The 26790-nt window shown below is 62.1% G+C and carries 28 protein-coding genes; 12 read left to right on the top strand and 16 right to left on the bottom strand.

Going from position 1 to position 26790, the window contains the following annotated elements:
- Positions 1-61 precede the first annotated feature (61 nt).
- Positions 62-943 carry a LysR family transcriptional regulator gene (locus tag PG888_RS14890; protein WP_042079961.1) on the bottom strand — a complete coding sequence of 294 codons (882 nt, stop codon included), beginning with the start codon at positions 941-943 and terminating at the stop codon, positions 62-64.
- Positions 944-1101: 158 nt separating this feature from the next.
- On the opposite strand from PG888_RS14890, the gene PG888_RS14885 reads away from it, so the two are divergent.
- Together PG888_RS14885 and PG888_RS14880 are read left to right on the top strand one after the other, a co-directional pair.
- Positions 1102-1503 (top strand): SMR family transporter, encoded by a 402-nt coding sequence (locus tag PG888_RS14885; RefSeq protein ID WP_042063140.1) that lies wholly within the window; start codon positions 1102-1104, stop codon positions 1501-1503.
- On the top strand, positions 1491-1811 hold the full coding sequence (locus PG888_RS14880; RefSeq protein WP_058052527.1) for an SMR family transporter: 321 nt from the start codon (positions 1491-1493) through the stop codon (positions 1809-1811). Before PG888_RS14885 ends, PG888_RS14880 begins: the two co-directional genes overlap by 13 nt.
- Positions 1812-1889: 78 nt before the next feature.
- Here PG888_RS14880 and gloA2 read toward each other — a convergent pair whose 3' ends face one another.
- The 3 genes from gloA2 to hrpB all read right to left on the bottom strand — a co-directional run bounded on the left by gloA2 (position 1890) and on the right by hrpB (position 7225).
- The gene (gene gloA2, locus PG888_RS14875; RefSeq protein WP_270693700.1) at positions 1890-2291 is read right to left on the bottom strand and encodes an SMU1112c/YaeR family gloxylase I-like metalloprotein; all 402 of its coding nucleotides are present in this window, start codon (positions 2289-2291) and stop codon (positions 1890-1892) included.
- Positions 2292-2349: 58 nt separating this feature from the next.
- A complete protein-coding gene (gene mrcB / locus PG888_RS14870; protein ID WP_213392599.1) occupies positions 2350-4668 on the bottom strand; it encodes a penicillin-binding protein 1B in 2319 nt (772 codons plus the stop codon).
- Positions 4669-4777: 109 nt separating this feature from the next.
- Complete coding sequence (gene hrpB, locus PG888_RS14865; protein WP_270693701.1) at positions 4778-7225, bottom strand: ATP-dependent helicase HrpB; 2448 nt, start codon at positions 7223-7225, stop codon at positions 4778-4780.
- Positions 7226-7403: 178 nt separating this feature from the next.
- Between hrpB and thpR the strand changes: the two genes are divergently transcribed.
- The 10 genes from thpR (at position 7404) to PG888_RS14815 (ending at position 16454) form a co-directional block, all read left to right on the top strand.
- On the top strand, positions 7404-7961 hold the full coding sequence (thpR, locus tag PG888_RS14860) for an RNA 2',3'-cyclic phosphodiesterase (protein ID WP_182938215.1): 558 nt from the start codon (positions 7404-7406) through the stop codon (positions 7959-7961).
- The gene (sfsA, locus tag PG888_RS14855) at positions 7958-8701 is read left to right on the top strand and encodes a DNA/RNA nuclease SfsA (protein ID WP_111807100.1); all 744 of its coding nucleotides are present in this window, start codon (positions 7958-7960) and stop codon (positions 8699-8701) included. The genes thpR and sfsA overlap by 4 nt, the downstream gene beginning before the upstream one ends.
- A 119-nt stretch (positions 8702-8820) precedes the next feature.
- Positions 8821-9270, top strand: a complete 450-nt coding sequence (dksA, locus tag PG888_RS14850; RefSeq protein WP_005335644.1) for an RNA polymerase-binding protein DksA — start codon at positions 8821-8823, stop codon at positions 9268-9270.
- 111 nt (positions 9271-9381) lie between these two features.
- Entirely contained in the window at positions 9382-10290 is a 909-nt protein-coding gene (gene gluQRS / locus PG888_RS14845) for a tRNA glutamyl-Q(34) synthetase GluQRS (protein ID WP_182938214.1), read from the top strand.
- A gap of 433 nt (positions 10291-10723) precedes the next feature.
- Positions 10724-12199 carry a polynucleotide adenylyltransferase PcnB gene (pcnB, locus tag PG888_RS14840; RefSeq protein WP_058052520.1) on the top strand — a complete coding sequence of 492 codons (1476 nt, stop codon included), beginning with the start codon at positions 10724-10726 and terminating at the stop codon, positions 12197-12199.
- An 11-nt stretch (positions 12200-12210) separates the two neighbouring features.
- Positions 12211-12720 carry a 2-amino-4-hydroxy-6-hydroxymethyldihydropteridine diphosphokinase gene (folK, locus tag PG888_RS14835; RefSeq protein WP_270693714.1) on the top strand — a complete coding sequence of 170 codons (510 nt, stop codon included), beginning with the start codon at positions 12211-12213 and terminating at the stop codon, positions 12718-12720.
- Positions 12717-13511: a 3-methyl-2-oxobutanoate hydroxymethyltransferase gene (gene panB / locus PG888_RS14830; protein WP_042063124.1), complete on the top strand. Its 795-nt coding sequence runs from the start codon at positions 12717-12719 to the stop codon at positions 13509-13511. The genes folK and panB overlap by 4 nt, the downstream gene beginning before the upstream one ends.
- A 201-nt stretch (positions 13512-13712) precedes the next feature.
- Positions 13713-14570, top strand: coding sequence for a pantoate--beta-alanine ligase (gene panC / locus PG888_RS14825; RefSeq protein ID WP_042656634.1), 858 nt, complete (start codon positions 13713-13715; stop codon positions 14568-14570).
- A gap of 24 nt (positions 14571-14594) precedes the next feature.
- The gene (locus PG888_RS14820) at positions 14595-14945 is read left to right on the top strand and encodes a putative quinol monooxygenase (RefSeq protein ID WP_139406465.1); all 351 of its coding nucleotides are present in this window, start codon (positions 14595-14597) and stop codon (positions 14943-14945) included.
- A gap of 144 nt (positions 14946-15089) precedes the next feature.
- Entirely contained in the window at positions 15090-16454 is a 1365-nt protein-coding gene (locus PG888_RS14815; RefSeq protein WP_182938212.1) for a cation:dicarboxylate symporter family transporter, read from the top strand.
- Between the two features lie 80 nt (positions 16455-16534).
- Here PG888_RS14815 and PG888_RS14810 read toward each other — a convergent pair whose 3' ends face one another.
- The 12 genes from PG888_RS14810 to hpt all read right to left on the bottom strand — a co-directional run bounded on the left by PG888_RS14810 (position 16535) and on the right by hpt (position 26634).
- Positions 16535-17062 carry a rhodanese-like domain-containing protein gene (locus PG888_RS14810; RefSeq protein WP_182938211.1) on the bottom strand — a complete coding sequence of 176 codons (528 nt, stop codon included), beginning with the start codon at positions 17060-17062 and terminating at the stop codon, positions 16535-16537.
- A gap of 4 nt (positions 17063-17066) precedes the next feature.
- Positions 17067-17486: a MauE/DoxX family redox-associated membrane protein gene (locus PG888_RS14805; protein ID WP_182938210.1), complete on the bottom strand. Its 420-nt coding sequence runs from the start codon at positions 17484-17486 to the stop codon at positions 17067-17069.
- Between the two features lie 148 nt (positions 17487-17634).
- Positions 17635-18996 carry an alpha-galactosidase gene (gene melA, locus PG888_RS14800; RefSeq protein WP_182938209.1) on the bottom strand — a complete coding sequence of 454 codons (1362 nt, stop codon included), beginning with the start codon at positions 18994-18996 and terminating at the stop codon, positions 17635-17637.
- Between the two features lie 9 nt (positions 18997-19005).
- Entirely contained in the window at positions 19006-19989 is a 984-nt protein-coding gene (locus PG888_RS14795) for an ABC transporter permease (protein WP_270693705.1), read from the bottom strand.
- Positions 19986-20744 carry an ATP-binding cassette domain-containing protein gene (locus PG888_RS14790; RefSeq protein WP_270693706.1) on the bottom strand — a complete coding sequence of 253 codons (759 nt, stop codon included), beginning with the start codon at positions 20742-20744 and terminating at the stop codon, positions 19986-19988. Before PG888_RS14790 ends, PG888_RS14795 begins: the two co-directional genes overlap by 4 nt.
- A complete protein-coding gene (locus tag PG888_RS14785; RefSeq protein WP_270693707.1) occupies positions 20745-21755 on the bottom strand; it encodes a sugar ABC transporter substrate-binding protein in 1011 nt (336 codons plus the stop codon). It abuts the gene before it with no gap.
- Between the two features lie 134 nt (positions 21756-21889).
- A complete protein-coding gene (locus PG888_RS14780) occupies positions 21890-22147 on the bottom strand; it encodes a DUF3343 domain-containing protein (RefSeq protein ID WP_270693708.1) in 258 nt (85 codons plus the stop codon).
- Entirely contained in the window at positions 22144-22926 is a 783-nt protein-coding gene (locus tag PG888_RS14775; protein ID WP_270693709.1) for an acyl-CoA dehydratase activase, read from the bottom strand. Before PG888_RS14775 ends, PG888_RS14780 begins: the two co-directional genes overlap by 4 nt.
- 9 nt (positions 22927-22935) lie before the next feature.
- A complete protein-coding gene (locus PG888_RS14770) occupies positions 22936-24087 on the bottom strand; it encodes a double-cubane-cluster-containing anaerobic reductase (RefSeq protein ID WP_111807123.1) in 1152 nt (383 codons plus the stop codon).
- Positions 24088-24304: 217 nt separating this feature from the next.
- Entirely contained in the window at positions 24305-25078 is a 774-nt protein-coding gene (locus PG888_RS14765; protein ID WP_042656642.1) for an ABC transporter permease, read from the bottom strand.
- The gene (locus PG888_RS14760; RefSeq protein WP_270693711.1) at positions 25075-25992 is read right to left on the bottom strand and encodes an ABC transporter ATP-binding protein; all 918 of its coding nucleotides are present in this window, start codon (positions 25990-25992) and stop codon (positions 25075-25077) included. Before PG888_RS14760 ends, PG888_RS14765 begins: the two co-directional genes overlap by 4 nt.
- Positions 25993-26103: 111 nt before the next feature.
- The gene (gene hpt, locus PG888_RS14755; RefSeq protein WP_005335618.1) at positions 26104-26634 is read right to left on the bottom strand and encodes a hypoxanthine phosphoribosyltransferase; all 531 of its coding nucleotides are present in this window, start codon (positions 26632-26634) and stop codon (positions 26104-26106) included.
- Positions 26635-26790 lie beyond the last annotated feature (156 nt).

The following is a 26790-nucleotide window of genomic DNA, read 5'->3' as shown; positions in this document are numbered from 1 at the left end:
CACATCCGGTCGGATCACCCGGATAATTGTAGAACGTGAGCGGGCTCTGTCTCTTTTTACTCTATTCAAAAGGCTCCAGATACGCCTGGATCGACTTTTTCAACCAGGCCAGCACCTTGCCGTGGTAGGCATTTTCCGCCAGATAGACGCCGTAGTCCCGCCACTGCAGGCTGAACTTGTGTTTCAGGGTCAGCAGGGAGCCCTGCCGCAGCTGGCTCTGGATCAGCGGCGAGGGGAGCACCGCCCAACCCAGCCCGTCGAGTACCGCATCGCGCATCAGCTCGAAACTGGAGAGGCCGATGTGCTGACCGCCGATGGGCAGCAGACTTTTGACCGAAAATTCATCCACATAGGAGAGGGTGACCTGGGTGTGGTCGGTCAGATCCTGCTGCATCACCCGCTTCAGGCTGGCCAGCGGATGGCTGGGGGCCACCACCATCAGAGTGCGGATCGGGTTGAGCAGGTCGATATTGAGGCCGCTGCGCTCCTGATCCTCGGTGATAAGGCCAAAGGCGGCATCGACGAACCCCTCTTCCACCAGCGCAGGCAGTTCGGGTGGGGAGGCGAGCACCAGCGAGATACTGGTGCCAGGGAACTGGCTGCGCAAGGCGGCCAGCATCTCGCGCCACACCGGTTCGGGGATGGCGTCATCGCGTGCAACCCGCAGCGCCACCTCGGCGCCGGAGGCGTAGTGTTCACACTTGAGCTTGAGGCTGTTGGCCGCCTGCAGCAGCCGTTTGCAGTCATCCAGCACCAGCTCGCCGATCTCGGTCAGGCGACTCTGATTGGCGCCGCGTTCAAAAAGTTCGACGCCTAGCTCCACTTCAAGGGAGGCGATGGCGGTACTGACTGCGCTGCGGCTTTTGCCAAGTCGTCTGGCGGTATTGGCGAGGGAACCACTGTTTGCTGATTCTACAAAGAGTTCTATCTGATAGAGCTTCATGAAGATGGGTCATGACGGAGTGTTCTGGTATTACCTTAGCCCGCCCGCGGATAACAAGGCAAACCGTCAGCGTCTGATAATTCGACGCTCAGCGATTCCTGACCGAGCCGCGACTGCGGCTATCATCTCTCCCGTCGCAGCAACAGAAGGAAAATTCTATGTTAATCAGTCGCATGCTTTTAGCACGCATATTCTTGACAGGGGCCATCCTCACCGAAGTGGCGGGGACATCCAGTATGGCGATGATCCCCGAGGATGCCGCGGGATGGCTGAACTATCTGCCGATGTGGGCCCTGATCACCCTCTCCTATCTGCTACTGGCTCAAGCCGCCAAAACAATCTCCATTGGTATTGCCTTTGCGTTGTGGGAGGGGCTGGGGATTGCACTGATCACCATCGTCTCCGTGCTGTTCCTCGATTACGATCTGAACGCTCAGGAGCTGAGCGGTCTGGCGCTGGCAATAGTGGGTATTGTTATGGTGACCATGGGGGAAACCGGGGATGAACCGGTGCGCAGGAGAGTTACCCGTAACAGCAAGGAGGCGGTATGCACCCGTTAATTATCGTACTTGGCGCGGCCTTGCTGGATATCGGTGCCAATATGGCGATCAACCGCTCGCGGGGTTTTCGCTACAAAGGGTGGGGCGTGCTGGGAATTATGCTGGTGCTGGGTGCCTTTACCCTGCTCTCCGAAGCGGTGAGCAGTGGCAAGATTGACCTTGCCGTGGCCTACGCCACCTGGGGCGCCATCGGTATTCTGGGTACCGCACTCGGCGGTCTGCTCATCTTCCGTGAGCGACTCAAGCCCATTGGCTGGGCCGGGATGGTGGTGATGGCGCTGGCCGTCGCCATGCTTACCACCGCCTGATAGCGCTTCATAGATGACAAAGCCGCACGGTTTCGCCGGGCGGCTTTTTGTTTGGCCGACTGTTTGGCTGACTTAGGCTCAGTGCGGCGCTTCGTAGAGCTCCAGCGGCAGACCGTCGGGGTCGGCGAAGAAGGTGAAGCGCTTGCCGGTCAGCTCGTCCACCCGCACCGGCTCTACCGCGATCTGATGGGCCAGCAGGTGGGCGATGACCCGGTCAAGGTCGCTGACCCGAAAGGCGAGATGGCGCAGACCGCACGCCTCGGGCGTCGAGGGGCGGCTGGGGGTGATAGGGAAGCTGAACAGCTCCAGCTGGCTGCCATCTGGCAAGGCCAGATCCAGTTTCCACGACTGGCGCGCTTCGCGCAGGGTTTCGGCGATGATGGGCAGCCCCAGCACCTCGTGGTAGAAGTGGCGCGAGCGTGGGTAATCGCTGGCGATGATGGCCACATGGTGGATGGCGTCAAACAGCGGAAAGGTCATGGTGTTTCCTTGTCAGCAGCATAGTGAACGGGCAGCCCGCGCTGCCCGTGTCGTTGATCTAGTTGAAGAAACCGCCGAACCAGTCATCCAGCGCACTGCGTGGCGTCGCGCTGCTGGCGCAACCGGCCGGGGAGCCCATGGTGGAGGCCTTGGCCGGCACCTGCAGGCTGCCCGGGCAGTCGCTGGTGACGCGGGTGCCGCTGGCGCGGGAGAAGTTGGCCCAAGTGACCCCTTCCGGCATCTTCAATCCCAGACTGTTGACGCCGCGTTGGCTCATGTAGCCGCTAAAGAGTTGCAGCGCGCCGCTGGCGCCGGTCAAGCCCGCCGGGGTGTTGTCGTCCCGCCCGACCCAGATACTGACCAGCTCGTTGTTGTCCATCCCGGCAAACCAGGAGTCGCGCAACTCGTTGGTGGTGCCGGTCTTGGCCGCCATGGTGGCGCCGGGGAACTTGGCACTGAGCGCGCGGGCCGTGCCCTGACTCACCGTCTTGGTCATGGCGAACAGGGTCAGCCAGCTCGCCTGCTGGTCGGTGACCCGCTTGGCGGTCTGATCATGCTGATAGAGCAGGCTGCCATCCCCCTTGACCACGGCGCGGATCGCCGACAGCGGCTGGGTCAGCCCCTGATTGGCGATGGGCAGATACATCTGGTTCACCTCCATCGGGGAGAGCGCTACCGCCCCCAGCACCAGCGACGGATAGGGCTGGATCTCCTGCTGCACCCCCAGCTTGTGCAGGGTATCGACCACTTTCTCCAGCCCGACCTGCAGACCCAGATTGACGGTCGGCACGTTGAGGGAGCTGGCCAGCGCATCCATCAGCGGCACGCTCTGGCGGAACTTGCGATCGTAGTTTTGCGGTGTCCAGACCTGACCATCCTGACCGCGAATGCGGATCGGCTGATCTTTCAGCGGGGTTGCCAGGGTCAGGCCGTTGGAGAGGCCGGTGAGGTAGACCGCCGGTTTCACCAGAGAGCCGATCTGGCGGCGGGCATCCAGCGCCCGGTTGAACCCGGCGTAGCGGGGATCGCGGCCACCCACCAGCGCCACTACTTCGCCCTTGTGCCAGTCGGAGACCACCATGGCCGCCTCCAGCTTCTTCTTGCCGCGCAGCTTTTCGATATCTGCGAGGCCCGATTCGACCGCACGCTCGGCCGCATGCTGGGCGATGGGGTCGAGACTGGTGAAGATCTTCAGGCCAGATTGCTTGAGCAGATCGGCGCCGAAGCGGCTCTGGATCTCGCGCTTGAGCAGCCCCATAAAGGCCGGGGTGCGGCCATAGCTCATCTGGCCGCGGGCGATGATGCCAAGGGGTTGGCGGCTGGCCAGCTCATATTCGGCCTGGGTCAGGCTGCCGTGATCCATCAGCAGTTTCAGCACCAGATCGCGGCGGGTCTTGGCCCGCTCCGGGAAGCGCCAGGGATCGTAATAGGAGGGGCCTTTAACCAGACCGACCAGCAGGGCGACCTGATCGATATCCAGCTCGTTGACCGGAATGCCGAAGTAGAAGTAGGAGGCAAGCCCGAATCCATAGACCCCCTGCGAGAAGTTCTGCCCCAGATAGACCTCGTTGAGGTAGGACTCGAGGATCTCGTCCTTGCTGTAGCGATAGTCGATCAGCACCGCCATATAGGCTTCCTGCAGTTTTCGCCACAGGCTGCGTTCACGGGTCAGGAAGAAGTTCTTGGCCAGCTGCTGGGTGAGGGTACTACCCCCCTGCACGGTGCGACCCGCGATCAGGTTGGCGAACATGGCGCGCATGATGGCCACCGGCGAGACGCCGCCATGCTGGTAGAAGTCGCGATCTTCGGTGGTGAGCAGGGTCACCAGCAGGCTGTCGGGCACCTCGGCGATGCGCACCAGCAGGCGATCTTCCCGATCTTCGGTATTGAGGCGATCGAGCAGCACCGGGTCCATCTGGGCGTAACCGAGCTGGCGCTGGTTCTCCAGCGACTGGATCCCCTCAAGACGCGGGCCGTTGAAGGTGAGGCGCAGGCCACGGGCTCCGTCGGCGCCGTCATAGAACTCGAACGGACGGCGAATAAGCTCGATGCGGTTGCCGTTGATGGTGTATTCACCCGGCGTGTGAGGCTGGCGCACCTGCTTGTAGCTCAGCATGTTGAGCTCGCGCAGCATCTGGTCTCGCGACAGGCGCTGGCTGGGGTAGAGCTCCAGCGGGCGGCTGTAGACCATCACCGGCAACTGCCACTTCTCGCCATCGAAGCGCTCGCGCACCTTGGTATCCAGATAGATGCCGAACACCACCATAAAGGCCGCCACCACCAGGGAGAGCTTGAAGCCAAGCCAGAACAGCTTGCGCCAGATGGTGCGTTTGGGAGCGGCCTTCTTGGGAGGGCTTTTGCGTCGTTGGGTTGCCATGGTTCCTCTTTACCTGTTCATCATTATTCGGTGTGTTGCCATCGCGGCGTAATCGAACGATCGCGGCCGATTATCCATCAAATGGTCGGTGAGATTTCGTTCATCGAACCTACATCCCCATCTTCTTCTTGGTGACCCTGGTCGGCATCGCCTCCAGCGGATTATCCGGCCAGTAGTGGCGGGGATAGCGCCCCTTCATCTCTTTTTTCACCTGCTCGTAAGAGCCAGCCCAGAAGGCAGCCAGATCGGCGGTGATCTGCAGCGGCCGCTGGGCGGGGGAGAGCAGCTCCACCACCAGCGGCACCCGGCCATCGGCCACGCAGGGGGTCGAACCTTGTCCGAACATCTCCTGAATACGCACCGGGATCACCGGCGCCTGCCCCGGCTGATAGCGGATCCGCACCCGGCTGCCGGTGGGCGCCGCAAAGTGGCTCGGCAGCGCCTCGTCCAGCCGCTTGGGCAGCGGCCAGGGCAGGGATTGACGCAGGATATCGCCGAGGTTCAGCTTCTTCAGTTGCTCCAGCCGGGTCATGCCGCTCACCGCCGGCAGCAGCCACTGTTCCAGCGTGGCCAGCAGGTTTTCCTCATCCATGGCGGGCCACCCCTCATCGGGCAGCCAGTCGCGGGCGCAGCGCAGACGGGCCAGCAGCCCTTCGCTGCTCTCGTCCCACGGCAGCACATGCAGCCCCTTGCGGCGAATGCCTTGCAGCAGGCAGCGTCCTTTCTGCTCGTCAGAGAGTTCGGTCAGCGGGCGCTGGCTCAGCACCAACTCACCGATCACCTGCTGGCGTTCGGCCCGTACCCGCTCTTCCCGTTCATCCCAGTCGAACCATTGCCGCTCGCTCACCAGCTCCGGCAGCAGGCGCACCAGCTCGTCCAGATCGACCGGTTCGGCGATAAAGATGCGGCTACCGCGATCGTTCTGCCCCATCTCGATGGCGATGAGGGCCGCTTGTCCCTGACAGGGATGACCTTCTACCAGATCGCAGCTCACCCCACCACTGAGTTGATAGCGACTGCCGCTGCGCAGCTTCCCGATGCGATCCGGCCAGGCGAGGGCGCAAAGCAGCCCGAGCCACTGGCCCTGCGCAGTGGCAGGGCGGGCGCCAAGCCGTTCAAACCTGCGGGCCGCGCTCTGGCGCAGGGCGCTTTGACGGCGGTGGAACAGCACCGAGAGGCGCTCCGATCCTCGCAGATCTTCTTCCTGCAACGCCACCAGATATGCGGCATCGGCGACAATCCCTGTCAGACCCTCGGACTCCAGCTCGCGGGCGCGCAGCAACATGCGGGCGAGGCGAGGGTGGGTGCCGAAGGCGGCCATGGCGCGGCCAGCGGGAGTGAGTTGTTGCTCACCCTCCGGCTTCATGGCGCCAAGGGCCACCAGCAGCCGCTGGGCGCTGGCCACCGCGGCGGCGGGAGGCATGTCAAGCAGCGGCAGATCTTCCACCCTGGCGCCCCACTGGGCGGCGTCCAGCAGCAGGCCGGTCAGCTCCTGAGTGAGAATGTCTGGCGGGCTCTGCTCGGCGAGCCGCTCCTGCACCTCGCTGCTCCAGAGCCGGTAGCAGACACCGGGGCCGAGACGACCGGCGCGACCTGCCCGCTGGGTGGTGGAGGATTTGGCTATCTGGCGGGTCTCCAGTCGGGTGACGCCGCTTTTCAGATCGAACGAGGCGCGCCGCTCCAGTCCGCTGTCGATCACCACCGAAATCCCCTCGATGGTGAGGGAGGTCTCCGCCACATTGGTGGTGAGCACCAGCTTACGGCGGCCGGCAGGCGCCGGTTCGATGGCTGCCTGCTGGGCCGCCATATCGAGGCGCCCGTAGAGGGGGGCGAGGAGCACGTCGTCCGGCAGTTTGTCTGCCAACCACTGCGCCAGTCGCTCGATCTCTCCCTGTCCCGGCAGAAAGACCAGCAGGCTACCGCGGTGTGCGGCTAGCGCCTCCAGCACCACGGCACCGACCTGCGGCTCCAGCCACTGCTGGCGATTGGCGGGGCGGTAGTGGTAGTCGATGGGAAAGCCGCGCCCTTCGGAGCGAACTACAGGGGAATCCGGCAGCAGGCGCTCGAGCGCCATGCCATCCAGGGTGGCAGACATCACCAGGAGTTTGAGGTCATCGCGCAGCCCTTGCTGGCTCTCGATGGCGAAGGCCAGCGCGGTATCGGCGTGCAGACTGCGTTCATGGAACTCATCGAAGATGACCAGCGAGACGCCGGTCAGCTCGGGGTCTTGCTGCAACATCCGGGTCAGCACCCCCTCGGTGACGATCTCGAGCCGGGTTCCTGCGCTGGTGCGGCTCTCGCCGCGTACCCGCAGGCCAATGCGCTCACCCACCTTTTCCCCCAGCTGGCGCGCCAGAAAGCTGGCGATGTTGCGCGCCGCGAGCCGCCTTGGCTCCAGCATGATGATGCGGCCGGGCAGCCTGTTCTGGCGCACCAGCTCCAGCGGCAGCAGGGTCGATTTGCCCGCGCCGGGGGGCGCCTGCAGGATCACGCTGGGGTGGCGGTCGAGGGCGGCAAAGAGTTCGGGCAATACCGAAACGATGGGGAGCTGGGACAAAGCGATGAGCACCTTCTGTAGCAACCGGTAAAACGGCGCCTATTCTGCCACAGCCACCCGCGCCACCGTGAGTGGATGTGCGGAGATGGCCACTCGGGCGGGAGGCTGGCGAGACATGGCCGGATGGCTGCCATAGAATGGGCCCATCCAATGAGCGTGAAAAAGGCATTATCACCACATGGCCAAACTCTTCTTTGCCCTGCCCGTCAAGGAGCTCGCCCCCGAGCTCATCGCCTGGCGCGATCAGCAGCCCTGGCCCGGTCAGCTGGTGCCGCAAGCCAACCTTCACCTGACCCTCGCCTTCCTCGGTGAAGCGGACGAGGTGACCACCCGCCGCCTGATCGCCGCCGTAGAGCGTCAGCACTGTCCGCCGCTTGCCATCAGGCTGGATGAGACCGGCTGGTTCAGCCGGGCCAAGGCCGCCTGGATTGGCCCGAAGGAGTGGCCAAACGAGCTGAATGTGCTGGCCCGGGCGCTGCGCCGCCACGGCGAGAAGCTGCGTCTTGGCAATGGCGAGCAGGGTTATCGCCCCCACGTCACCCTGTCGCGCAAGGCGGGTGAGGCACCGGCCATCCAGCCTGCCCCAAATTTTCTGCTGCAGGCTGACGAGTTCTGCCTCTATCAATCCATCTCGACCCCGGACGGGGTACGCTACGAGCCGCTCGCCTGCTGGCCGCTGCGGGCAAGACGCAAAGAGGGATTGGATAATGAAGAGCAACGGAGGGCAAATCCGTGATCTTTGATCCCCCCCTGCAATCGGGCCAGCTGGTGGCCCGCTACAAGCGCTTTTTGACCGATGTGCAACTCGATAACGGCGAGGTCATCACCATCCACTGTGCCAATACCGGTGCCATGACCGGCTGTGCCGAGCCGGGCACCCGAGTCTGGTACTCCACCTCCGACAACCCCAAGCGCAAACTGCCAAACAGCTGGGAGATCGCCGAGAGCTCGGCGGGCCACTTTATCTGCGTCAACACGGCGCGCGCTAACCAGATCGCCCGGGAGCTTATCGAGCAGGAGGCCATCGCCCCGCTGGCGGGCTACAGCCGGTTGCGCACCGAGGTGAAGTATGGCGAAGAGAACAGTCGCATCGATCTGCTGCTGGAAGATGACGAGAAGGGCAATTGTTACGTCGAGGTAAAATCGGTGACCCTGCTCGACGAACGTTATCAACCGGGCATGGGTTACTTCCCCGATGCGGTCACCGCCCGTGGCGCCAAGCACTTGCGCGAGCTGATGGCGATGAAAGCGGCGGGCCACAGAGCCGTGCTGCTCTTTATGGTGTTGCACTCCGGAATAAGCCGGATGCGCCCTGCAACCCATATAGATCCGCACTATAGTCTGCTAATTGAGCAGTCAATTGCGGCGGGGGTTGAAATTTTATGCTATCGGCCCCATGTTGGGGTGCATGGCATGGTGGCCCAAGGTTTCATCCCATTTGAATCTGGTCACCTGTTACCCGAGGGGAGTGCATAAATATTGGAGTGGGTAACATTATTGGTACGGCTCGTTTGCTTACCCGTTACCCTTCTGCTATAGATGTCGCCCTCAATTTATGGATGGCACGGGTAGCGTGCTGAATTAGGAGACAGGGCATGCCAACAGGCGAAAACAGGAAATCTCTGGGCCCCCTGGCCATTGCGGGTGTCGCGCCTTACCAGGAAAAGCCGGGTGAGGAGTACATGAATGACCAACAAAAGGCGCATTTTCGCAAGATCCTGGGTGCCTGGCGCAACCAACTGATGCAGGAAGTTGATCGTACCGTCGACCATATGAAAGACGAGGCTGCCAACTTCCCGGATCCCGTGGATCGTGCCGCGCAAGAAGAAGAGTTCGCTCTTGAACTGCGTACCCGCGACCGTGAACGCAAGCTGATCAAGAAGATCGAGAAGACCTTGCAGCTGCTTGAAGACGATGATTTCGGTTACTGCGAACACTGCGGTATCGAGATCGGTATCCGTCGTCTGGAAGCCCGTCCGACTGCCGACCTCTGTGTCGATTGCAAGACGCTGGCCGAGATCAAGGAAAAACAGATGGCCGGTTGATCCCGACCCTCTGGTATATGAAAAAGGGAGCTCGCGGGCTCCCTTTTTTATTGAGCTTTTGGCGGTAGCGCCCCAGAATGCTGCCTCAATGAATCGCTTACCCGAACAGTCATGCCCGTGAATACCCCGTCCTCACTCCTTATGCGCCCCTATGTCGGCCGCTTTGCTCCCTCACCTTCCGGTCCGCTTCACTTCGGTTCGCTGATCGCCGCCCTCGGCAGCTTTTTGCAGGCCCGATCCCGGCAGGGGCGCTGGTTGGTGCGCATCGAAGATATCGATCCGCCGCGGGAGATGGCAGGCGCGGCGGCCCTGATCCTCAAGACCCTTGAGGCATATGGCCTCGAGTGGGATGGGGAGGTGATGTTCCAGAGTGCGCGCCACGGCCGTTATGACGAGATCATCGACCAGCTCTATCGGGTTGGCGATCTCTACTGGTGTCGCTGTACCCGGCGCGAAATCATGGCGAGCGGTGGATTTTACAACGGCCACTGCCGCACCCTCGGGCTGACGGCAGAGGGATGTGCCGCCCGGCTGCGCCAGCACCATCCGGTCTACCACTTCGATGATCGCTTGCAGGGCCATATTGCGGTGCCAGCGGCGCTCGCCGAGGAGGATTTCATTATCCGTCGCCGCGACGGGCTCTACGCCTACAACCTGGCGGTGGTGGTGGATGATATGGACAGCGGCATCACCGAGATAGTGCGCGGCGCCGATCTACTGGAGCCCACGGTGCGCCAGATTGCCCTCTACCAGACCCTGGTGGCACCGGTGCCCGACTGGGTGCATCTGCCGCTGGCGGTACTGGCCGATGGCAACAAGCTTTCCAAGCAGAACCATGCGCCGGCGCTGGCGCTCGATGAGGTGCGCCCGGCCCTGTGGCAGGCGCTGCACTTCCTCGGCCAGTGTCCGCCCCCCGAGCTGATGGCGAGCCGGCTCGACGAGATCATCGGGTGGGGCATCGCCAACTGGCGGCTCGACCGGGTGCCCGCCAGCCAGAAGATCCCGCTGGACGTTGAGTAAAGAGAGCCGGTTTTCGTGTAATAGGACGTGAGCAGGGCGCAGATAGACCGCTATTTTTGCTGGCGACCTGTTTCATTCGGGATCAATTGCCAGCACGGTTTTTCATTTGGTCAGGTGTGAGCTATGCACAGGTAGACCGCTATTTTTGCTGGCGACCTGTTTCATTCGGGATCAATTGTCAGCACGGTTTTTCATTTGGTTAGGCGTGAGCTATGCACAGGTAGACCGCTATTTTTTGGCCCGGTTTGATTCAAATGAGCTGAAGTAGCCACATGGTTTTTCATTTGTGCAGGCCTGAGCTATGTGCAGATTGACCGCTATTTTTGCTGGCACCCTGTTTCATTCGGGATCAATTGTCAGCACGGTTTTTCATTTGGTTAGGCGTGAGCTATGATAGGCCGCTATTTTTTGGCCTCCCGTCAATTTAGAAGTCATGAAGAGGTGTACCATTTTTTCCCAGATCGCAAACTTTTGCCGCAAGGTGCTCGGCAAGGAAGATGGCGAGCAGCCGGTGGAATCCCCCATTCCAGCCCGTGTCGCCGGTCAACGTCGTACCTTAAGCCGTGATCAGCACCCTGTTTCGCGCAAAGAGATCAGCGAGAATGCCCTCAAGGTGCTCTATCGCCTGAACAAAGGGGGCTATGAGGCCTACCTGGTCGGCGGCGGAGTCCGGGATATTCTGCTCGGGAAGACGCCCAAGGATTTCGACATCGCAACCGATGCGACGCCGGAGCAGATCAAGGCGCTGTTCAGCAACTGCCGCCTGATTGGCCGTCGTTTCCGCCTTGCCCACATTGTCTTTGGTCGTGACGTGATCGAAGTGGCCACCTTCCGGGGTCACCACCATCAGGTCAATACCAGCAAACATGTGTCGGCCCAGTCTGATGAAGGCATGCTGCTGCGTGACAACGTCTACGGCACCATCGAAGAGGATGCCGAGCGCCGTGACTTTACCGTCAACGCCCTCTACTACAGTGCCAAAGATTTCACCCTGCACGATTTCGAAGGGGGTCTGGAAGATCTGGCCGAGCGCAAGCTTGAGCTGATCGGTGATCCCGAGACCCGTTATCGTGAGGATCCGGTGCGGATGCTGCGCGCCGTGCGCTTTGCCGCCAAGCTGGACATGACCATCAGCCCGCGTACCGCCGCCCCCATCAAGGAGCTGGCGCCGCTGCTGCAAGACATCCCTGCTGCTCGCTTGTTTGAGGAGACCCTCAAGCTGTTCCTGGCTGGCGACGGTCTGGCGACCTACAAGCTGCTGCGCGAGTATGGCCTGTTCCAGCAGTTGTTCCCGCAAGTGGCGGCGCTGTTTACCCCGCACGGCAACTCGCCCTGTGAGCAGCTGATTGAGCTGGCGCTGATCGATACCGACACCCGTGTCCGTGAAGACAAGCGCGTCACTCCCGCCTTCCTCTACGCCACCCTGCTGTGGGGCGCTGTCGAGGCCCGTGGTCGGGTGCTGGAGAACGAGAGCGGCTTGCCCTGGTATGACGCCTTCATGCTGGCGATCAACGAGGTGCTGGACAATCAGGTGCGGATCATCGCCGTTCCCCGCCGTTTCACCACCGATGTCCGCGACATCTGGGCACTGCAACAGCGTCTGACCCGTCGTCAGGGCAAACACCCCGAGCGCGCCATGGAGCATCCCAAGTTCCGCGCGGCGTACGACTTCCTGTTGCTGCGCAACCGGGTCGAGCGTGGTCTCGGCGAGCTGGCCAGCTGGTGGGAGCGCTATGTCGCCTCCAATCCGGATGTGCGCCCGCAACTGCAGCGTGAAGCGACCCGTCGCCCGGCGAGCGGTGAGCGTGCCCCGGCCGGTGAGGCCCGCAGCAACGATGGCGAGAAGCGCAGCAGCAACAGCCGCAACCGTCGTCGCCCCCGTCGCCGCAAACCGAAAGTGGCCGAGTGACAACAGACGTGATGACCGAGGTCTTCATCGCCATAGGTTCCAACCTGTCTGACCCGCTGGGTCAGGCTCGTCGCGCCGTCGCCGCTTTAGGCCGGTTGCCGGAATCTGTGCTGGTGGAGGCCTCGTCGTTTTACAGCAGCCGCCCCATGGGGCCTGCTGACCAACCGGACTACGTCAATGCCGTGGCCCGGCTCAACACCCGGCTGGCGCCCCTTGCGCTGCTGGAACAATTACAAAAAATCGAGCTGGAACAGGGACGTGTGCGCAAAGATGAGCGGTGGGGGCCGAGAACCCTGGATCTCGATCTGCTGCTTTATGGGGATCAGGTGATCAACCATGAGCGCCTGATCGTACCCCACTACGGCATGAAGGAGCGGGAGTTCGTGCTGCTGCCCCTTGCCGAAATTGCGCCTGCTCTGGTGCTGCCCTGCGGCACCCCGCTCGCCCGACTGGTTGCCCGCTGCCCGCACAATGATTTGGCCATCATTGCCCCGCGTGCAGATCTACAGGAGCCTCTATGAGCAAGATCACCACCGCCAGCCTGCTGAAGATGAAGCAGGACGGTCAAAAGTTCACCGCCATCACCGCCTATGATGCCACCTTTGCCAAGCTGTTCGACGACGAGGGGGCCCACGTGCTGCTCATCGGCGATTCGCTGGGCATGGTGCTGCAAGGGGGTCAGGATACCCTGGCGGTCAACATGGATGAGATGGTCTATCACACCCGCTGTGTGGCGCGCGGTGCCAGCAAGGCACTGGTGGTCGCCGACATGCCGTTCATGAGCTACGCCACGCCGGAGCAGACTTACCAGAATGCGGCCCGCCTGATGGCGGCCGGTGCCCGCATGGTGAAGATGGAAGGGGGTGACTGGCTGTGCGACTCCATCCGCCACCTCACCCGCAACGGGGTGCCAGTGTGTGGTCACCTCGGCCTCACCCCGCAATCCGTCCATGTCTTTGGTGGCTTCAAGGTGCAGGGGCGCGACGAGTTTCAGGCGCAAGAGATCTACCGTCAGGCCCTCGAACTGCAAGCGGCCGGTATCCAGCTGCTGGTGCTCGAGTGTGTGCCCACTGCGCTGGCCGAGCGCATCACCAAGGCGCTGCGCATCCCGGTGATCGGTATCGGAGCCGGTCCCGCGACCGATGGCCAGATCCTGGTGATGCACGATGCCTTTGGCGTCACCTCCGGCTATGTGCCCAAGTTCACCAAGAATTTCCTGGCCGAGACCGGCGATGTGCGTGCCGCCATCCGCCTCTATGTCCAGCAGGTGAGCGAGGGGAGCTTCCCCGGCCCGGAGCACTGCTTCAACTGATCCTGGCGGTTGCACGATGGGGGCTGCGGCCCCCGTCTCTGCTTGTCAGCCTCGTAGAGTTAATCCCTATAGCTAATCCGTATCTTATTGATTCATCTAAAGGTGAACTGCTGATAGCCATGCTCGTGCCCCATCCCGCCCGAGCGCTAGCGGTGGATGCAACCCGTCTCTCTTTTTGATTTATCGGAAGGTGAACTGCTGATGTTGGTCGTAAATAATCCCGTCGTTCTGCGTGAGCAGATCAGCCAATGGCGCCGTGAAGGGCGAGCCATCGCATTCGTGCCCACCATGGGCAACCTGCATCAGGGCCACCTGACGCTGGTGAAAGAGGCGCACAGCCACGCCGAGAAGGTGGTGGTCAGCATCTTCGTCAACCCGATGCAGTTCGACAAGGCCGAGGATCTCGCCAACTACCCGCGTACTCTGGAGCAGGATTGCGCTGCGCTGGAAGTCGCCGGCGTCGACATGGTATTCACCCCGACCCCGGAGATCATGTATCCGCAGGGGCTGGCGAGCCAGACGTTCGTCGAAGTGCCGGGCCTCTCCGGCCTGCTGGAAGGGGCGCTACGCCCCGGTCACTTCCGTGGGGTCAGCACCGTCGTTACCAAGCTGTTCAATCTGGTGCAGCCGGATGTGGCCTGCTTTGGCCAGAAGGATTACCAGCAGCTGGCGCTTATTCGCAAGATGGTGGCCGATATGGCGATGCCCATCGAAATCGTCGGTGTGCCGACTGTGCGGGCCGAGGACGGGCTGGCGCTCTCCTCGCGCAACGGCTACCTGACTGCCGCCGAGCGGGCCATCGCCCCCGAGCTGGCGCGCACCATGAACTGGATCGCCGAGCAGATCGAAGCGGGTGACCACCACCTGCCCTCCTTGGTGGCGCAGGCCAGTCAGCGTCTCGACAATGCCGGTTTCCGTACCGATGCTATCGACATCGTCGATGCCGCCACCCTCGAATCCGCCACTGACGAGAGCGCGCAGCTGGTGATCCTGATGGCCGCTTATCTTGGCAAGGCCCGCCTTATCGACAACCAAGTGGTCACGCTGCAGCAAGCCTGAGCCCGCCACAACCAGGAGGACCCCATGTCCAAGAAGGTTTACTGCATTGCCCAATTCCTGCCGAAACCCGGTCAGGAGCAAGCCCTGTTTCAGGTGCTGCAGGCGCTCGAGCCCAATACCCTGCGTGAGGATGGTTGCCTGCAATATCTGGTTACCCGCCACATTCCGAGTCCGTTTGCCGAGGGGGAGAGCTTCCCCATCGTGTTCAACGAGATTTGGCAAGATATGGCAGCCTTTGAAGCTCACTGCCAGCGCGCCGAGATCTCCGCGTTCTTCGAGCGTTACTGCCTGGCCGATGATGGTTTGGCCGCCAAGTGGAATGTCTGCGTCTATAGCGACGAACCCGAACAGTACGACGCCCCCGTAAAGAAGTAATTCCCCCGATTGCCAGCGGACGCCCCCTCAGGCGTCCGCTGTTTTTTCACGCCTGCCATTTGGCGTTTTCCCTCGCGACTCTGCTCGCACCCGTTGTTTTCTCTCTCCACAATCGGCCCTGATGGCCGCTACAGGTGTTTATTTATGTTTACCTTGTTTGCTTCGTTGCTCTTCTGTCTGCTCTGTTTTGCCCTGACCCGGCTGCCCGCCACGGTGCCGTTGTCGCGCAAGGTGCTCGCCGGTCTGCTGCTGGGGGGGCTGTTTGGTCTCGGTCTGCAACTGGGCTGGGGCGCCGATGATGCCGGTGTCCAGCAGACCCTGGAGTGGGTCAATATCGTTGGCGGCGGCTATGTCAGCCTGCTCAAGGTGGTGATGATGCCACTGGTGTTCACCTCCATCCTCTCCGCCATCAACAAGCTGGAGCAGGCCCAGTCCCTCGGCAAGATCAGCGCCGTGCTGATCGGCTCCATGCTGACCCTGGTGATGATTGCCGGTGTGGTGGGGATGACCATCACCCATCTGAGCGGTCTCACTGCCGAGGGGCTGCTGAGCCACGGTAGCGACAGCGCCGCCCTGCAACAGAGCATGAGTACCATCGACAGTGCCCAGACCCTGCCCGCCCTGCTGCTCTCGCTGGTGCCCACCAACTTTGCCGCCGACATGGCAGGTAGTCGCGGCCTCTCGGTGATCGGGGTGGTGATCTTCACCGTGCTGGCCGGGGTTGCCCTGCTGCAGCTGAAGGCGGAGCACCCGGATGCGGGGGCTCGCGCCGCCGTCGCCATCGATACCCTGCAGCTGTGGGTGATGAAGATGGTACGGGTGGTGATTGCACTTACCCCCTATGGCGTGATGGCGCTGATCGCCCGGGTGGTGGCGCACTATCCGCTGAGCGAGATCCTCAATCTGCTCGGCTTTATTCTGGTCTGCTATGTCGCCATTCTGGCGATGTTTGCGGTACACATGGTGATCCTGCTGCTGCTCGGCCAGAACCCGCTGCACTATTTGCGGGAAGTGTGGGGCGTGCTCACCTTCGCCTTTATCTCCCGCAGCAGCGCAGCTTCCATTCCGCTTAGCATCGAGACCCAGCAGCGCCTTGGGGTGCCCGCCAGCATCGCCAACTTTGCCGCGTCGTTCGGTGCCAATCTGGGTCAAAATGGCTGCGCCGGTATCTATCCGGCCATGATGGTGGCGATGATCGCCCCCATGCTCGGCATCAACCCCTTCGATCCCCTGTTCCTGCTGACCCTGCTGCCGGTCATTGCGCTCGGCTCCATCGGGGTTGCCGGGGTGGGCGGCGGTGGCACTTTCGCCGCGCTGATCGTGCTCTCCACCCTCAACTTCCCCATCGCGCTGGTGGGGGTGATGATCGCCATTGAGCCACTGGTGGATATGGGCCGTACCGCCCTCAACGTCAACGGCTCCATCATGGCGGCGATGATCACCAAGCGCTTGCTGGGCAAACAGCAGCTGGCCAACGTGGAGATGGTGCAGCCACAGGCCGCCAGCTAACCCCGAGCGTGACCCAATATGAAAGAAGCCCGCAGTTGCGGGCTTCTTTCATATTGGCTGTGTTGCCTTGTGAGCAGGGATTACTTGGCAGAGACGGGGTAACCGGCGCCTTTCCAGGCGAAGATGCCGCCCGGCACCCGATAGACCTGCTGATAGCCCTGAGTCACCGCCCAGGCGGCGGCGTTGTGGCTGCGACCGCACTTGACGAAGCCGCAGTAGATCACCACTGGGCGGGACTTGTCTTCACCCAGCAGCGCCTGGAACTGCTCCGCCGTGCCGCTCCCCTCGACGATCTCGCTCCAGTTGTCACCGGCCTTGGCCTCCTTCACGAAGACAAAGTTCTTGGCGCCCGGGATGTGCTCTTTCTTGTAGGAGTCCTCATAGGGCATGGTGTCGATGATCACCAGCTCCTCGCCCTTGTCCATCCGGGTTTTCAGCTCGGCCACGGTCAGCAGCTGATAGCCCCCTTGCTGTGTCTCTTGCGCCAGTTGTACCGCCGACTGCTCCAGCTTCACCTCTTGCTCGAACTGGTTGTCGCCACAGCCACCGAGGGCAAAACTGGCGGCGATCAGCGAGGCCAGCAGGGTGCGGGATCGCAATGTCATCATGTCACTACTCCTTAGGAACGGGAAAAACGGGGCGGGAAGTTCGCAGCAGGGCGCCCGCAAGCGTCAGTAGCAGCAGATCCCGCACAATGGCTTCTGGCAGCGAGCTGAGATCAGCCCTGCCAAGACAGCCGCAAGAGATGTCGAGCCCGATGGCAACGCCATAGCCCAACACCGGAATAAACAGGGCGAGCAGCCCGATCACCAGCCACAATCCCCAGCGCCGGTTGGCGATGACCGCGAGCCCGGCGCAGAGTTCAAGGGCTATCAACCCCCAGGCCACCGGCGGGATCAGTGACGGCCAGATCAGCCCGAAGGCCGCGATCTGTTCGACAAACAGGGCGGGGGATACCAGCTTGAACCCGGCCGAGGCGACGAAAAATCCCCCCAGCGCCAGATTGGCCAGCATGCGCAGCAACGCAGGCATGTTCTACCTCTTTATAGAGAGGGATGAATTCTAACAGTTCCCGATTGAGCCGCAATGGCTAACCCCGAACCGAACAAGATAAATCTCGATTTTGCGGGGAAAGGGTCGGTACTGGGTATGAACGCCGCAGTCCCGACCCTTATTGCAATCAGGCGAACTGGGGTAGCCACTGACGTTGGGCAGCGTACATCTCGTCGAACATCTGCTGGATTTGCTCCAGGGTACAGACGGTGGCGGTGACCGGATCGAGGGCCAGCGCGTAGCGGGCGGCATCGAGATCGCCGGTCAGGGCCGCCTGCACAATCAGCTCCTGCACCGCAGTGTTGCTCTTGCACAGGCTGGCGCACTGGGTCGGCAGCCGCCCCATCGCCTGCGGTTGCAGCCCCTTCTCATCGACCCAGATCGGCACCTCTACCACGCAGTCGGCGGGCAGGTTCTCCACCAGCAGTCCCTCGGGCTGGCAGTTGGCCAGATTACCGTTGATGCGGGTGCGCTCGCCGCTCACCATGGCGTGGATCAGCTTGGGCCCGTTGAGCATGTTGGGGGCGATGACGAAGGGTTTTTCCCCCGCCAGCTGGGCGGCGATCTCCGCCTTGCCGGCAGCGTGGACCTGCTCTTCCAGGGCCAACAGATTCCAGCGTTGGGGCAGGAAGTGGTTGATCATCGCCTCGTTCTTGCGGAAATAGGGCAGGTAATCGCTGCAGTGCCAGTGGTTCTCGGTACACCAGAGGCCAAAGAACTTCAGCACTTCGCAGCGCACGCCGTCCGCCTCGCGGGTTTTCGGATCATTCACCAGCGCCCGGATCTTCGGCTGCATATCTTCGCCATGGATGGCAAAGCGGGTGATCCAGGTCATGTGGTTGATCCCGGCGAACTCGTACTCCACCTCGGCGGGCACATCGTGATACATCAGGCGCTGCCAGCGTTCCGGGGTGGAGGGGTGATCTACCCAGGGGCCGACCCCCAGATAACCGGCCAGTTGGGCGACGGTGTAGCGCACTCCATAGCAGAGGCCGATGGACTGGATGCCGCTTGCCTCCTTGGCTGCCCAGGTGAGGGGGGCCAGCGGGTTGGCGTAGTTGATGAAGAGGGCGTTCGGGCAGAGCTCCTCCATATCCCGCAGGATCGCCAGCATGGGCGGAATGTGGCGCAGGGCGCGGAAGATGCCGCCCGGTCCCATGGTGTCGCCCACTTCCTGGATCACCCCGTATTTGGCCGGGATCGCCATGTCCAGCTTCCAGGGGGCGAGGCCGCCCACCTGAATGGCGCTGATGACGAAGTCCGCATGGCGAATCGCATCGCGCTGGCTGGTGGTCTGGCTCACCTGCATCGGCAGGCCGGATTGCGCCACCATCATGGTGATGAGACGGTGGCTCTGGGCCAGCACCTCGGGATTGAGATCCATCAACACCAGCTCGGTGCCCGCCATGGCGGGGTAGGAGAGCAGGGCCGAGACGATCTGGCGGGTAAACATGACGCTGCCTGCGCCAATGATGGTGATTTTGCTCATGTCAGAACCTTATTTTAAAAAACGGGAACGCCAGCGTCCCTGTTGAAGTTGCAGCATGCTGCCGTGGATCATCAGGGCGGCGAGGATCATCACCCCGTAGACCAGTCGGGTCCAGAAGCCGTCGAGACCGGCGCTGATGATGCCCGCCTCCAGCATGCCGATGATGCAGGCGCCAAACAGGCTGCCCAGCAGAGTGCCTCTGCCCCCCAGTACCGAGGTGCCGCCAATGAACACAGAGGCAAACACCAGCAGCATGTAACCCTGCCCCTGATTGGGCCACCAGCTGCTCATTTCGACGCTGATCAGCACCCCGACCAGCGCGGCGAGCAGCCCCATCAGCATGAAGAGGCCGAGCCGCATCCGGTTGACCGGCACCCCCATCAGGCGTGCAGCCTCCGGGTTGTCTCCGATGAAGTTGATATTGTCACCCAGCTCGTGATGAGCCAGCAGCAGCCAGAGCAGCAGCGCTGCCAGCAGGCTCCAGAGGGCCTGGGCGGGCAGCCACTCCCACACTCTGCCAGTCAGCAGGGTATGGAGCAGGGTGTCGCGGATCTCGGGCAGGCTGAGGGCCAGCCCGTCGGCCAGCACAGTGGTGAGGCCGCCGATAAAGAACTGGGTGCCGATGGTGGCGATGATGGAGGGGATCTGGAACTGCACGATCAGCAGGGCGTTGAGCAGCCCGCACAGCAGCCCGCCCGCCATCGCCCCCAGCAGTGCCAGCAGCGGCGAGCCGGTGTGCTGGAACAGCCAGGCGAAGATAAATCCCCCCAGCGCGATGACCGCCGGAAAGCTCATGTCGATCTCGCGGGCGATGATCAACAGGGTCATGCCCAGCGCCAGCAGGATGGTCAGCGGAATGGTCGAGAGCAGGGAGGTGTAGATCCGGCCATGGAAAAAGGTGACCGGACTGATGCTGGCAAACAGCCCCCACAGCAGCAGCAGGATCAGCCAGGTCAGTAAAGGCGCGCGATGGGCGAGCAGGAAGTGTCTCATTGGCTACCCCTTCTGACGGCATCGAGCAGCGCCTGTTGCAGGGCCGGGAGGGTCATGTCGGTCTTGTGGTACTGGGCGACGATGGCACCCCTGTCCATTACCACGAAGCGGTCGGCGACCCGGTAGGCATCGGCCATGTTGTGGGTGATCAGCAGGCAGGCGCGGCCCTGGGCTCGTAGCTGCTCGATAAAGCTGAGCACCTTCTCTACCTCACCGAGGGAGAGGGCGGTGGTCGGCTCATCGAGGATCACCAGCCGGGCATCAAACAGCATGGCGCGGCCGATGGCCAGCCCCTGTCGTTCGCCGCCAGAGAGCAGGCTGACCGGCGCATCGACGTTGGCACCGATGCCGCGAAAATGGAGCACCCGCAGCAGCTCGGCGGCCCGGCATCGCTCTTCTTGCCGGTCGATAAAGCCCCAGCGATTGCGCAGATGGCGCCCCAGAAAGAGGTTGCGCCAGACGCTCTGCTGCTCGCCAAGGGCGCCGCTCTGATAGACGGTCTCAATGCCGAGCCGACGGGCGGTGGGCACATCGTAGCGATCGCCTGCCACCGTCTGCCCGGCAACGGTCAGGGTGCCGCTGCCGAACGGTTCGGCGCCGGCAATGACCCGGATCAGGGTCGACTTGCCCGCGCCGTTGTCGCCAAGCAGGGCCACCACTTCACCCGCCCGCTGCTGGAAATGGATATCCCGCAGGGCTTGCACCGGGCCGAACCATTTGTTCAGCCCGTGCAGCTTGAGGGCCATTGGCGCCATTTAGCGCAAACCTTTGGCCGCCAGCGGGGCGATGAGCGCGATGTTGTCTTTGGTGACAAAACCGGCCCCGGTGTTGATGTCCAGACCGGCAAAGCCGTAACGCTCGCTCAGCACCAGCTGGACCACCGAGAGGTAACCCATCAGGTAGGGTTGGCAATCGGCTACCAGTTGCACATAACCGGACTGGATCCCGTCTGCGGTGGCGGGGGAGAGGCTGAAACCGGCGACAAACAGCTCACCGGGTTTGACGGCGGCGTTACGCAGGAAGTTGCCCATCTGGGCGGTCAGGGCTCCGTGATCCACCAGCACCATGTTCACGTCGGGGTGGGTTGCCAGATAGGAGGTGACGACCGGGGCACCCAGGGACGGGTCTTTGTCCACTTCTTGCGAGATCTGGATGAAGTCGACCTTCATGCCCGCCTCTTCCAGGGTCTTGATCAGGCCACGGGTAGAGTCGCTGCGCTGGGCGATATCCTTGATGCCCCACACCATGGCGCGGTCACCCTTCTTCAGGCCGCTGCGGCGCAGGGCCTCTTTGGCCAGATTGATGCCGCGGGTGGCGTTGTTGTCGCCCACGTAGCCAAAGCCGTTGCTCAATTCATTGGCCATGGTGCCGGAAAGCTCGGTGTCCACCGACGTCACCTTGATCCCCTTGGTGATGGCGTCGGCAATCAGCGGCTGGTAGGCGCTGTCACCGGGGTGGCCCATCACCACGATGCCGGTGGGCTTGGCAGCCACTGCCTGCTTGAAGTTCTCGATCATTTTCTGGGGCTGCCAGTCGGAGTAGACCAGTCGCAGATCCACCCCCAGATCTTCAGCCGCCTGTTTGGCGCCATTCTGCACCACGGTGACGTAGGATTCGCCGACCGGGCCGCCGAGATCAAACCAGATGGTCATATCCTTACCGGAGGGGGCTGCGCCCACCTGGGAGGCGAGCAGGCAGCCGGACATCAGCAGGCCGGTCAGCCAGCGTTTGGCCGTGTGAGTATTGCCAGTGTGCGTGTTGTGCATTGTGTTTCTCCTTGTTGTAAATGCGGGCGCGGTGGATCGCCTGCGGTGAGGCTCAGGCCATTCAAAGCGCCGGGTAAATGTGGTTGCTGCCACGATCGGGTGTCGGGCGGTCAAATGGGGTGGGCCCAGCAGGCTCACGCGGCCGGATAGCGGGCCAGCTCCTGATAGTCGCCGTCCGCTTCGCAGCGAAAGACGGCGGCGGTTTCGCCGCACTGGCACCACTGTTGCCATTCCTCAGGCGGGCAGTGGAGGCGAATGGCGAGGCCGCAGCCAGCGCTGAGCTGGCGTGGTACGTCGCAGACTCGAAACGACTGGCCGTGCTGCTCCAGCCGCTTGCGCAGCCTGACCGTGCCGAGGGTGGAGTGGAACAGATAGAGAAACTCTTCGTTCATGACTTGCCTCCCGTGCTGGTGCGGGCACCGAACAGGGCGGCCCCCAGCGCACCGGCAAACTGGGCATCCGGATGGGTGGCGACCTCGCAGCCCAGCCCTTCTGCCAGATAGTGGCGGAAGGTGCCGCAGTGGCTGACGCCGCCGGTGAAGAGCACCGTCGGTCTGGCGCCGAGGCGGCCGATGAAGTTGGCACTGCGCCGGGCCATGGATCGGACGATGCCCGCGAGGATCGACTCGGCCGGAATGCCCGCCGAGCGCAGGCTGATCGCCTCCGACTCGGCAAACACGGTACACATGCTGCTGATGTCGTGGGGCTCTGCGCCCTCCAGCAGCTCGTCGAGCTGCTCGACTCGCGCCCCCAGGGTGCGGGTGATCACCTCGAGAAAGCGGCCGGTACCGGCGGCGCATTTGTCGTTCATCAGAAAGTCGGTGAGGTTGCCCTCGCCATCGAGCTGGATCACCTTGCTATCCTGGCCGCCGATGTCGATGACGGTGTGTACCGATGGGCATAGCAGGCGAGCGCCCAGCCCGTGGCAGGAGATCTCGGTAACCCGGCGATCGGCGAACGAGGCCAGATCCCGGCCATAGCCGGTCAGGGTCAGATGGGGGCGCTTTGGCAGATCGGCCGAGAGTTCGGCCCAGCCTTGCTCGATGGCAGCCAACGGACGAAAGGGGGTCGGCACCAGAAAACGGCGGACGATGCGTCCGCCATCCCGGCTGTCGAACAGGATCCCCTTGGTCGCGGTGGAGCCCGAGTCAATCCCGATGGAGAGTGACACGGCGCCTCCTTACAGCATTTCGATAAAGGCGGCCAGCCGGGTTGCCAGTTGTCCCTTGTCGGCGCTGGAGTAGTCGGTCTCGACCGCCATGTAGGGGATGCCGTGGCGTTCTCGTACGTGGCGCTTGATGGCCAGCGACTCCACCGCGTAGGTGTGGCAAGCCTGCAGGATCACGTCGATCACCCCGTCCGCCTGATACTCCTCCACCATCTGGCTCAGCAGCGTCATGCGCTGGTGGTTGGGGGAAATGCAGGAGCAGCCGATGGCCAGATACTTGTCGGTCAACGCATCGAACGGGTCACCCTGTTCGCTGACGCACTGTTCGGTCGCCTTGGCACCGGTGCAGTTCTCGTATCCCACCACCCAGCCGCCGTGCTCCTCGATAAGGCGCACTACCTTGTCGGCCGCACCGCCGATGGGGCAGCCGGTGATGAGAATGCGCGGACGGGCGTCGAGCCGCTTGCCCTCGGCATACTCGGCCTTGATGCGGCGAGTCATCTCCTGCAGCTCGCTGATGAGCTGCTCCTTGTCGAAGCGGAAGGTGGCGCCATAGACCACCTTGAGCAGGTCGGTGCCGCTCAGTGCCGGGGGATTGAGCTGGCCCAGCCGGTAGAAGTCGGCCAACGCGCGGCGTTCGCGGTTTTTCAGCACGATGGCATCTCGCAGCGCCTGCTCGCTGATGGGCTGGCCGAACTGCTGCTCCAGCAGCGCCTTGAAGCGGACGATCTCGCTGCGCCACAGGGTGCGGGAGGCCTCGTCATCAGCGCGGTTGGGCAACTGCATCACGTGCACCGGTTTGAACTCGGCCATGTACTCGTACATCTTCTTCTTGCCGTCGCAGGTGGTCTCACCCACCACCAGATCGGAGAAGTAGAAGTAGGGGCACTTGTCGGTCTTGCCGAACCCGTAGCTGCTTTTGATCAGCGGGCAGAGGTTGCGGGGCAGATCTTTCTCGGCCTCCTCGATGGTCTCGTCGCTGGTGGAGCAGAGCGATACCACCACGGCGCCAGCGGCCATCGCCACCTCCTGCGGCATGAAGGTGCAGTAGGTACCGACCAGGGGGATCTGTCGCTCCTTGAGTGCCATCACAGCCAGAAAGCCCTGACGACGGGCATCTGAAAAACTCTCGAAAATGGCTGGCAACTCGGTGATCAGTGACATAAGCGATCCTGTCCTGCTGGGAAATGAGAGAGAGGAAGAGGCCGTCCATCACGGCTCTTCCAACCGCGGGAATTATACCTTTGGGGGTAATCCGAAAATTGCGGTGGATCACAAGGTGCCGGATAAAGCCTTAATAACAGGGAGGTTATCTGATGTGTGATGAAGAGAGGGGGATGAGAATAAATAACGGGCACCGCGAGGTGCCCGTTACATGTCGTCAGTGACGCAGCCCGGTGCCCCGAGAGATGAGCCACCAAGCGATACCGTAGAGGGCCACGATAAAGCCGATGATGATGAGGTAGGCGGTGCCGAGCGGCACGTCGGAGATACCGAGGAAGCCGTAACGGAACGCGTTCACCATGTAGATGATGGGGTTCACCTGGGAGACCCCCTGCCAGAACGGGGGCAGCAGGCTGATGGAGTAGAACACCCCGCCCAGATAGGTGAGCGGTGTCAGCACGAAGGTGGGGATGATGCTGATGTCGTCGAAGGTCTTGGCAAACACCGCATTGATCAGCCCGCCCAGCGAGAAGAGGATCGAGGTGAGCAGCACGGTGAAGCAGACGCTGAACAGATGGTGGATCTGCAGCGGTACGAAGAACAGCGACACCAGGGTGACGATGAGGCCGACACAGAGGCCGCGTGCCACGCCACCGCCCACATAACCGGCGATGATGACGTAGTTGGGTACCGGTGCCACCAGCATCTCCTCGATATTGCGCTGGAACTTGGCGCTGAAGAAGGAGGAGGCAACGTTGGAGTAGGAGTTGGTGATCACCGACATCATGATGAGGCCGGGCACGATGAACTCCATGTAACTGAAGCCGCCCATGTCACCGATGCGCGAACCGATCAGGTTGCCGAAGATGACGAAGTAGAGGCTCATGGTGATGGCCGGTGGCACCAGGGTCTGGATCCAGATCCGGGTAAAGCGGCTCACTTCCTTGGCCAGAATGCTCTTGAAGGCGATGTAATAGGTGGCCAGATTCATGCTTTTCTCCCCTCTTCGACCAGATTGACGAACAGCTCTTCCAGCCGGTTGGCCTTGTTGCGCATGCTCACGACCTGCACCTGCTGGTTCGACAACTGCTCGAACAGGCTGTTGAGTGACTGGCTCTTGTCGAGATCCACCTCGAGGGTGCGCTCATCCGGCATGCGGCCGTTGAACTCTGGCACATCAGGTACGGCAGAACCTGGCGCAAGGTCGAGCAGGAAGGTCTCGCGACCCAGCTTGCCCAGCAGGTTTTTCATACTGGTGTTCTCGATCAGGCGACCCTTGTCGATGATGCCGATGTTGCGGCAGAGCATCTCCGCCTCTTCCAGATAGTGGGTGGTGAGGATGATGGTGACGCCCTGCTCGTTGAGCTCCTTGAGGAAGGTCCACATGGAGCGGCGGATCTCGATATCGACCCCGGCGGTCGGTTCATCGAGGATCAGCAGTTTGGGCTCGTGCATCAGGGCGCGGGCGATCATCAGGCGACGCTTCATGCCGCCGGAGAGGGTGCGGGCAGGCATGTCGCGCTTCTCCCACAGGTCGAGCTGGCGCAGGTACTTCTCGGCGCGGATCTTCGCTTCCGCCTTGGGCACGCCGTAGAAACCGGCCTGATGGGTGACAATCTGGATCACCTTCTCGAACTGGCTGAAGTTGAACTCCTGCGGCACCAGCCCGAGCTGGGCCTTGGCCTGTTCCAGATCGCTGTCGATGTCGTAGCCAAATACCTTCACCTTGCCGGCGCTCTTGTTCACCAGCGAGCTGATGACGCCGATGGTGGTGGATTTGCCCGCGCCGTTCGGGCCGAGCAGGGCGAAGAAGTCCCCCTGCCTGACGGTCAGATCGATGCCTTTAAGGGCTTCGACGCCCCCCTGATAGGTCTTTTTCAGGCCGCTGATTTCCAGTGCGTTCATTGCAACCTCTGTGATGGTTGAATCCGGCTCGATACAGAAAAGGCGGCCAAGGCCGCCTGCACAGAGTAAAGGGCGCAAGGCCACTTCACCCGTGATATTCCTGAACCTGGCTTACTCCTGGGGTACCACTTTGCCGATAAACGGCAGGTTGCGGTACTTCTGGGCGTAGTCGATGCCACAGCCGACCACGAATTCGTCCGGGATGGCGAAGCCAATCCAGTCGACCGGCACCTGCACTTCGCGGCGGGAGGGTTTGTCCAGCAGGGTGCAGATGGCCAGGGATTTCGGCTCGCGCAGGGAGAGGATCTCGCGCACCTTGTTGAGGGTGTAACCGGTGTCGATGATGTCTTCCACGATCACCACATCCTTGCCCTTGATATCGTCGTCCAGGTCTTTGAGGATGCGGACGTCACGGGTACTGTGCATGCCGGAGCCGTAGCTGGAGGCGGTCATGAAGTCCAGGGTGATGGGCAGTTGGCACTGGCGGCAGAGGTCGGCCAGGAAGATGCAGGAACCGCGCAGCAGCGCAATCATCACGACTTCGTCAGAACCCTGATAGCGGGCGGTGATCTCTTCACCCAATTTGGCGATCCGGGCGGCTACTTCAGCCTCGGAGATCATCACCTCGACGGTGTGTTTCATCACTTACTCCCATAAGGCCAAAGGGGATTTGGCCGTTCATGAATATCAAAACCGATGATTCTACCACTCATGTCGAAGGCAGGGCAAGATCGCGAACGTTTTTTAAGCAGGGCACGAGGATTTGACCGACCGAACAGGGTGTGATCTTATACTCTC

The sequence above is a fragment of the Aeromonas sp. QDB23 genome (assembly GCF_027707745.1).
Lineage (GTDB): Bacteria > Pseudomonadota > Gammaproteobacteria > Enterobacterales > Aeromonadaceae > Aeromonas > Aeromonas allosaccharophila.
This window is presented reverse-complemented; position numbering and strand designations above follow the sequence as displayed.

Excerpts from the sequence above, each read along its gene's own strand:
- PG888_RS14760 (WP_270693711.1), bottom strand. The coding sequence starts at position 25,992 with ATGAACGCACTGGAAATCAGCGGCCTGAAAAAGACCTATCAGGGGGGC.
- gluQRS (WP_182938214.1), top strand. The coding sequence starts at position 9,382 with ATGCCCGTGAATACCCCGTCCTCACTCCTTATGCGCCCCTATGTCGGC.
- PG888_RS14780 (WP_270693708.1), bottom strand. The coding sequence starts at position 22,147 with ATGAACGAAGAGTTTCTCTATCTGTTCCACTCCACCCTCGGCACGGTC.
- PG888_RS14890 (WP_042079961.1), bottom strand. The coding sequence starts at position 943 with ATGAAGCTCTATCAGATAGAACTCTTTGTAGAATCAGCAAACAGTGGT.
- mrcB (WP_213392599.1), bottom strand. The coding sequence starts at position 4,668 with ATGGCAACCCAACGACGCAAAAGCCCTCCCAAGAAGGCCGCTCCCAAA.
- PG888_RS14770 (WP_111807123.1), bottom strand. The coding sequence starts at position 24,087 with ATGTCACTGATCACCGAGTTGCCAGCCATTTTCGAGAGTTTTTCAGAT.
- PG888_RS14885 (WP_042063140.1), top strand. The coding sequence starts at position 1,102 with ATGTTAATCAGTCGCATGCTTTTAGCACGCATATTCTTGACAGGGGCC.
- PG888_RS14805 (WP_182938210.1), bottom strand. The coding sequence starts at position 17,486 with ATGCCTGCGTTGCTGCGCATGCTGGCCAATCTGGCGCTGGGGGGATTT.
- PG888_RS14820 (WP_139406465.1), top strand. The coding sequence starts at position 14,595 with ATGTCCAAGAAGGTTTACTGCATTGCCCAATTCCTGCCGAAACCCGGT.
- thpR (WP_182938215.1), top strand. The coding sequence starts at position 7,404 with ATGGCCAAACTCTTCTTTGCCCTGCCCGTCAAGGAGCTCGCCCCCGAG.
- gloA2 (WP_270693700.1), bottom strand. The coding sequence starts at position 2,291 with ATGACCTTTCCGCTGTTTGACGCCATCCACCATGTGGCCATCATCGCC.
- PG888_RS14815 (WP_182938212.1), top strand. The coding sequence starts at position 15,090 with ATGTTTACCTTGTTTGCTTCGTTGCTCTTCTGTCTGCTCTGTTTTGCC.
- PG888_RS14790 (WP_270693706.1), bottom strand. The coding sequence starts at position 20,744 with ATGGCGCCAATGGCCCTCAAGCTGCACGGGCTGAACAAATGGTTCGGC.
- PG888_RS14785 (WP_270693707.1), bottom strand. The coding sequence starts at position 21,755 with ATGCACAACACGCACACTGGCAATACTCACACGGCCAAACGCTGGCTG.
- panB (WP_042063124.1), top strand. The coding sequence starts at position 12,717 with ATGAGCAAGATCACCACCGCCAGCCTGCTGAAGATGAAGCAGGACGGT.
- hpt (WP_005335618.1), bottom strand. The coding sequence starts at position 26,634 with ATGAAACACACCGTCGAGGTGATGATCTCCGAGGCTGAAGTAGCCGCC.
- pcnB (WP_058052520.1), top strand. The coding sequence starts at position 10,724 with ATGAAGAGGTGTACCATTTTTTCCCAGATCGCAAACTTTTGCCGCAAG.
- panC (WP_042656634.1), top strand. The coding sequence starts at position 13,713 with ATGTTGGTCGTAAATAATCCCGTCGTTCTGCGTGAGCAGATCAGCCAA.
- melA (WP_182938209.1), bottom strand. The coding sequence starts at position 18,996 with ATGAGCAAAATCACCATCATTGGCGCAGGCAGCGTCATGTTTACCCGC.
- PG888_RS14880 (WP_058052527.1), top strand. The coding sequence starts at position 1,491 with ATGCACCCGTTAATTATCGTACTTGGCGCGGCCTTGCTGGATATCGGT.
- PG888_RS14810 (WP_182938211.1), bottom strand. The coding sequence starts at position 17,062 with ATGATGACATTGCGATCCCGCACCCTGCTGGCCTCGCTGATCGCCGCC.
- dksA (WP_005335644.1), top strand. The coding sequence starts at position 8,821 with ATGCCAACAGGCGAAAACAGGAAATCTCTGGGCCCCCTGGCCATTGCG.
- folK (WP_270693714.1), top strand. The coding sequence starts at position 12,211 with ATGACCGAGGTCTTCATCGCCATAGGTTCCAACCTGTCTGACCCGCTG.
- PG888_RS14795 (WP_270693705.1), bottom strand. The coding sequence starts at position 19,989 with ATGAGACACTTCCTGCTCGCCCATCGCGCGCCTTTACTGACCTGGCTG.
- PG888_RS14765 (WP_042656642.1), bottom strand. The coding sequence starts at position 25,078 with ATGAATCTGGCCACCTATTACATCGCCTTCAAGAGCATTCTGGCCAAG.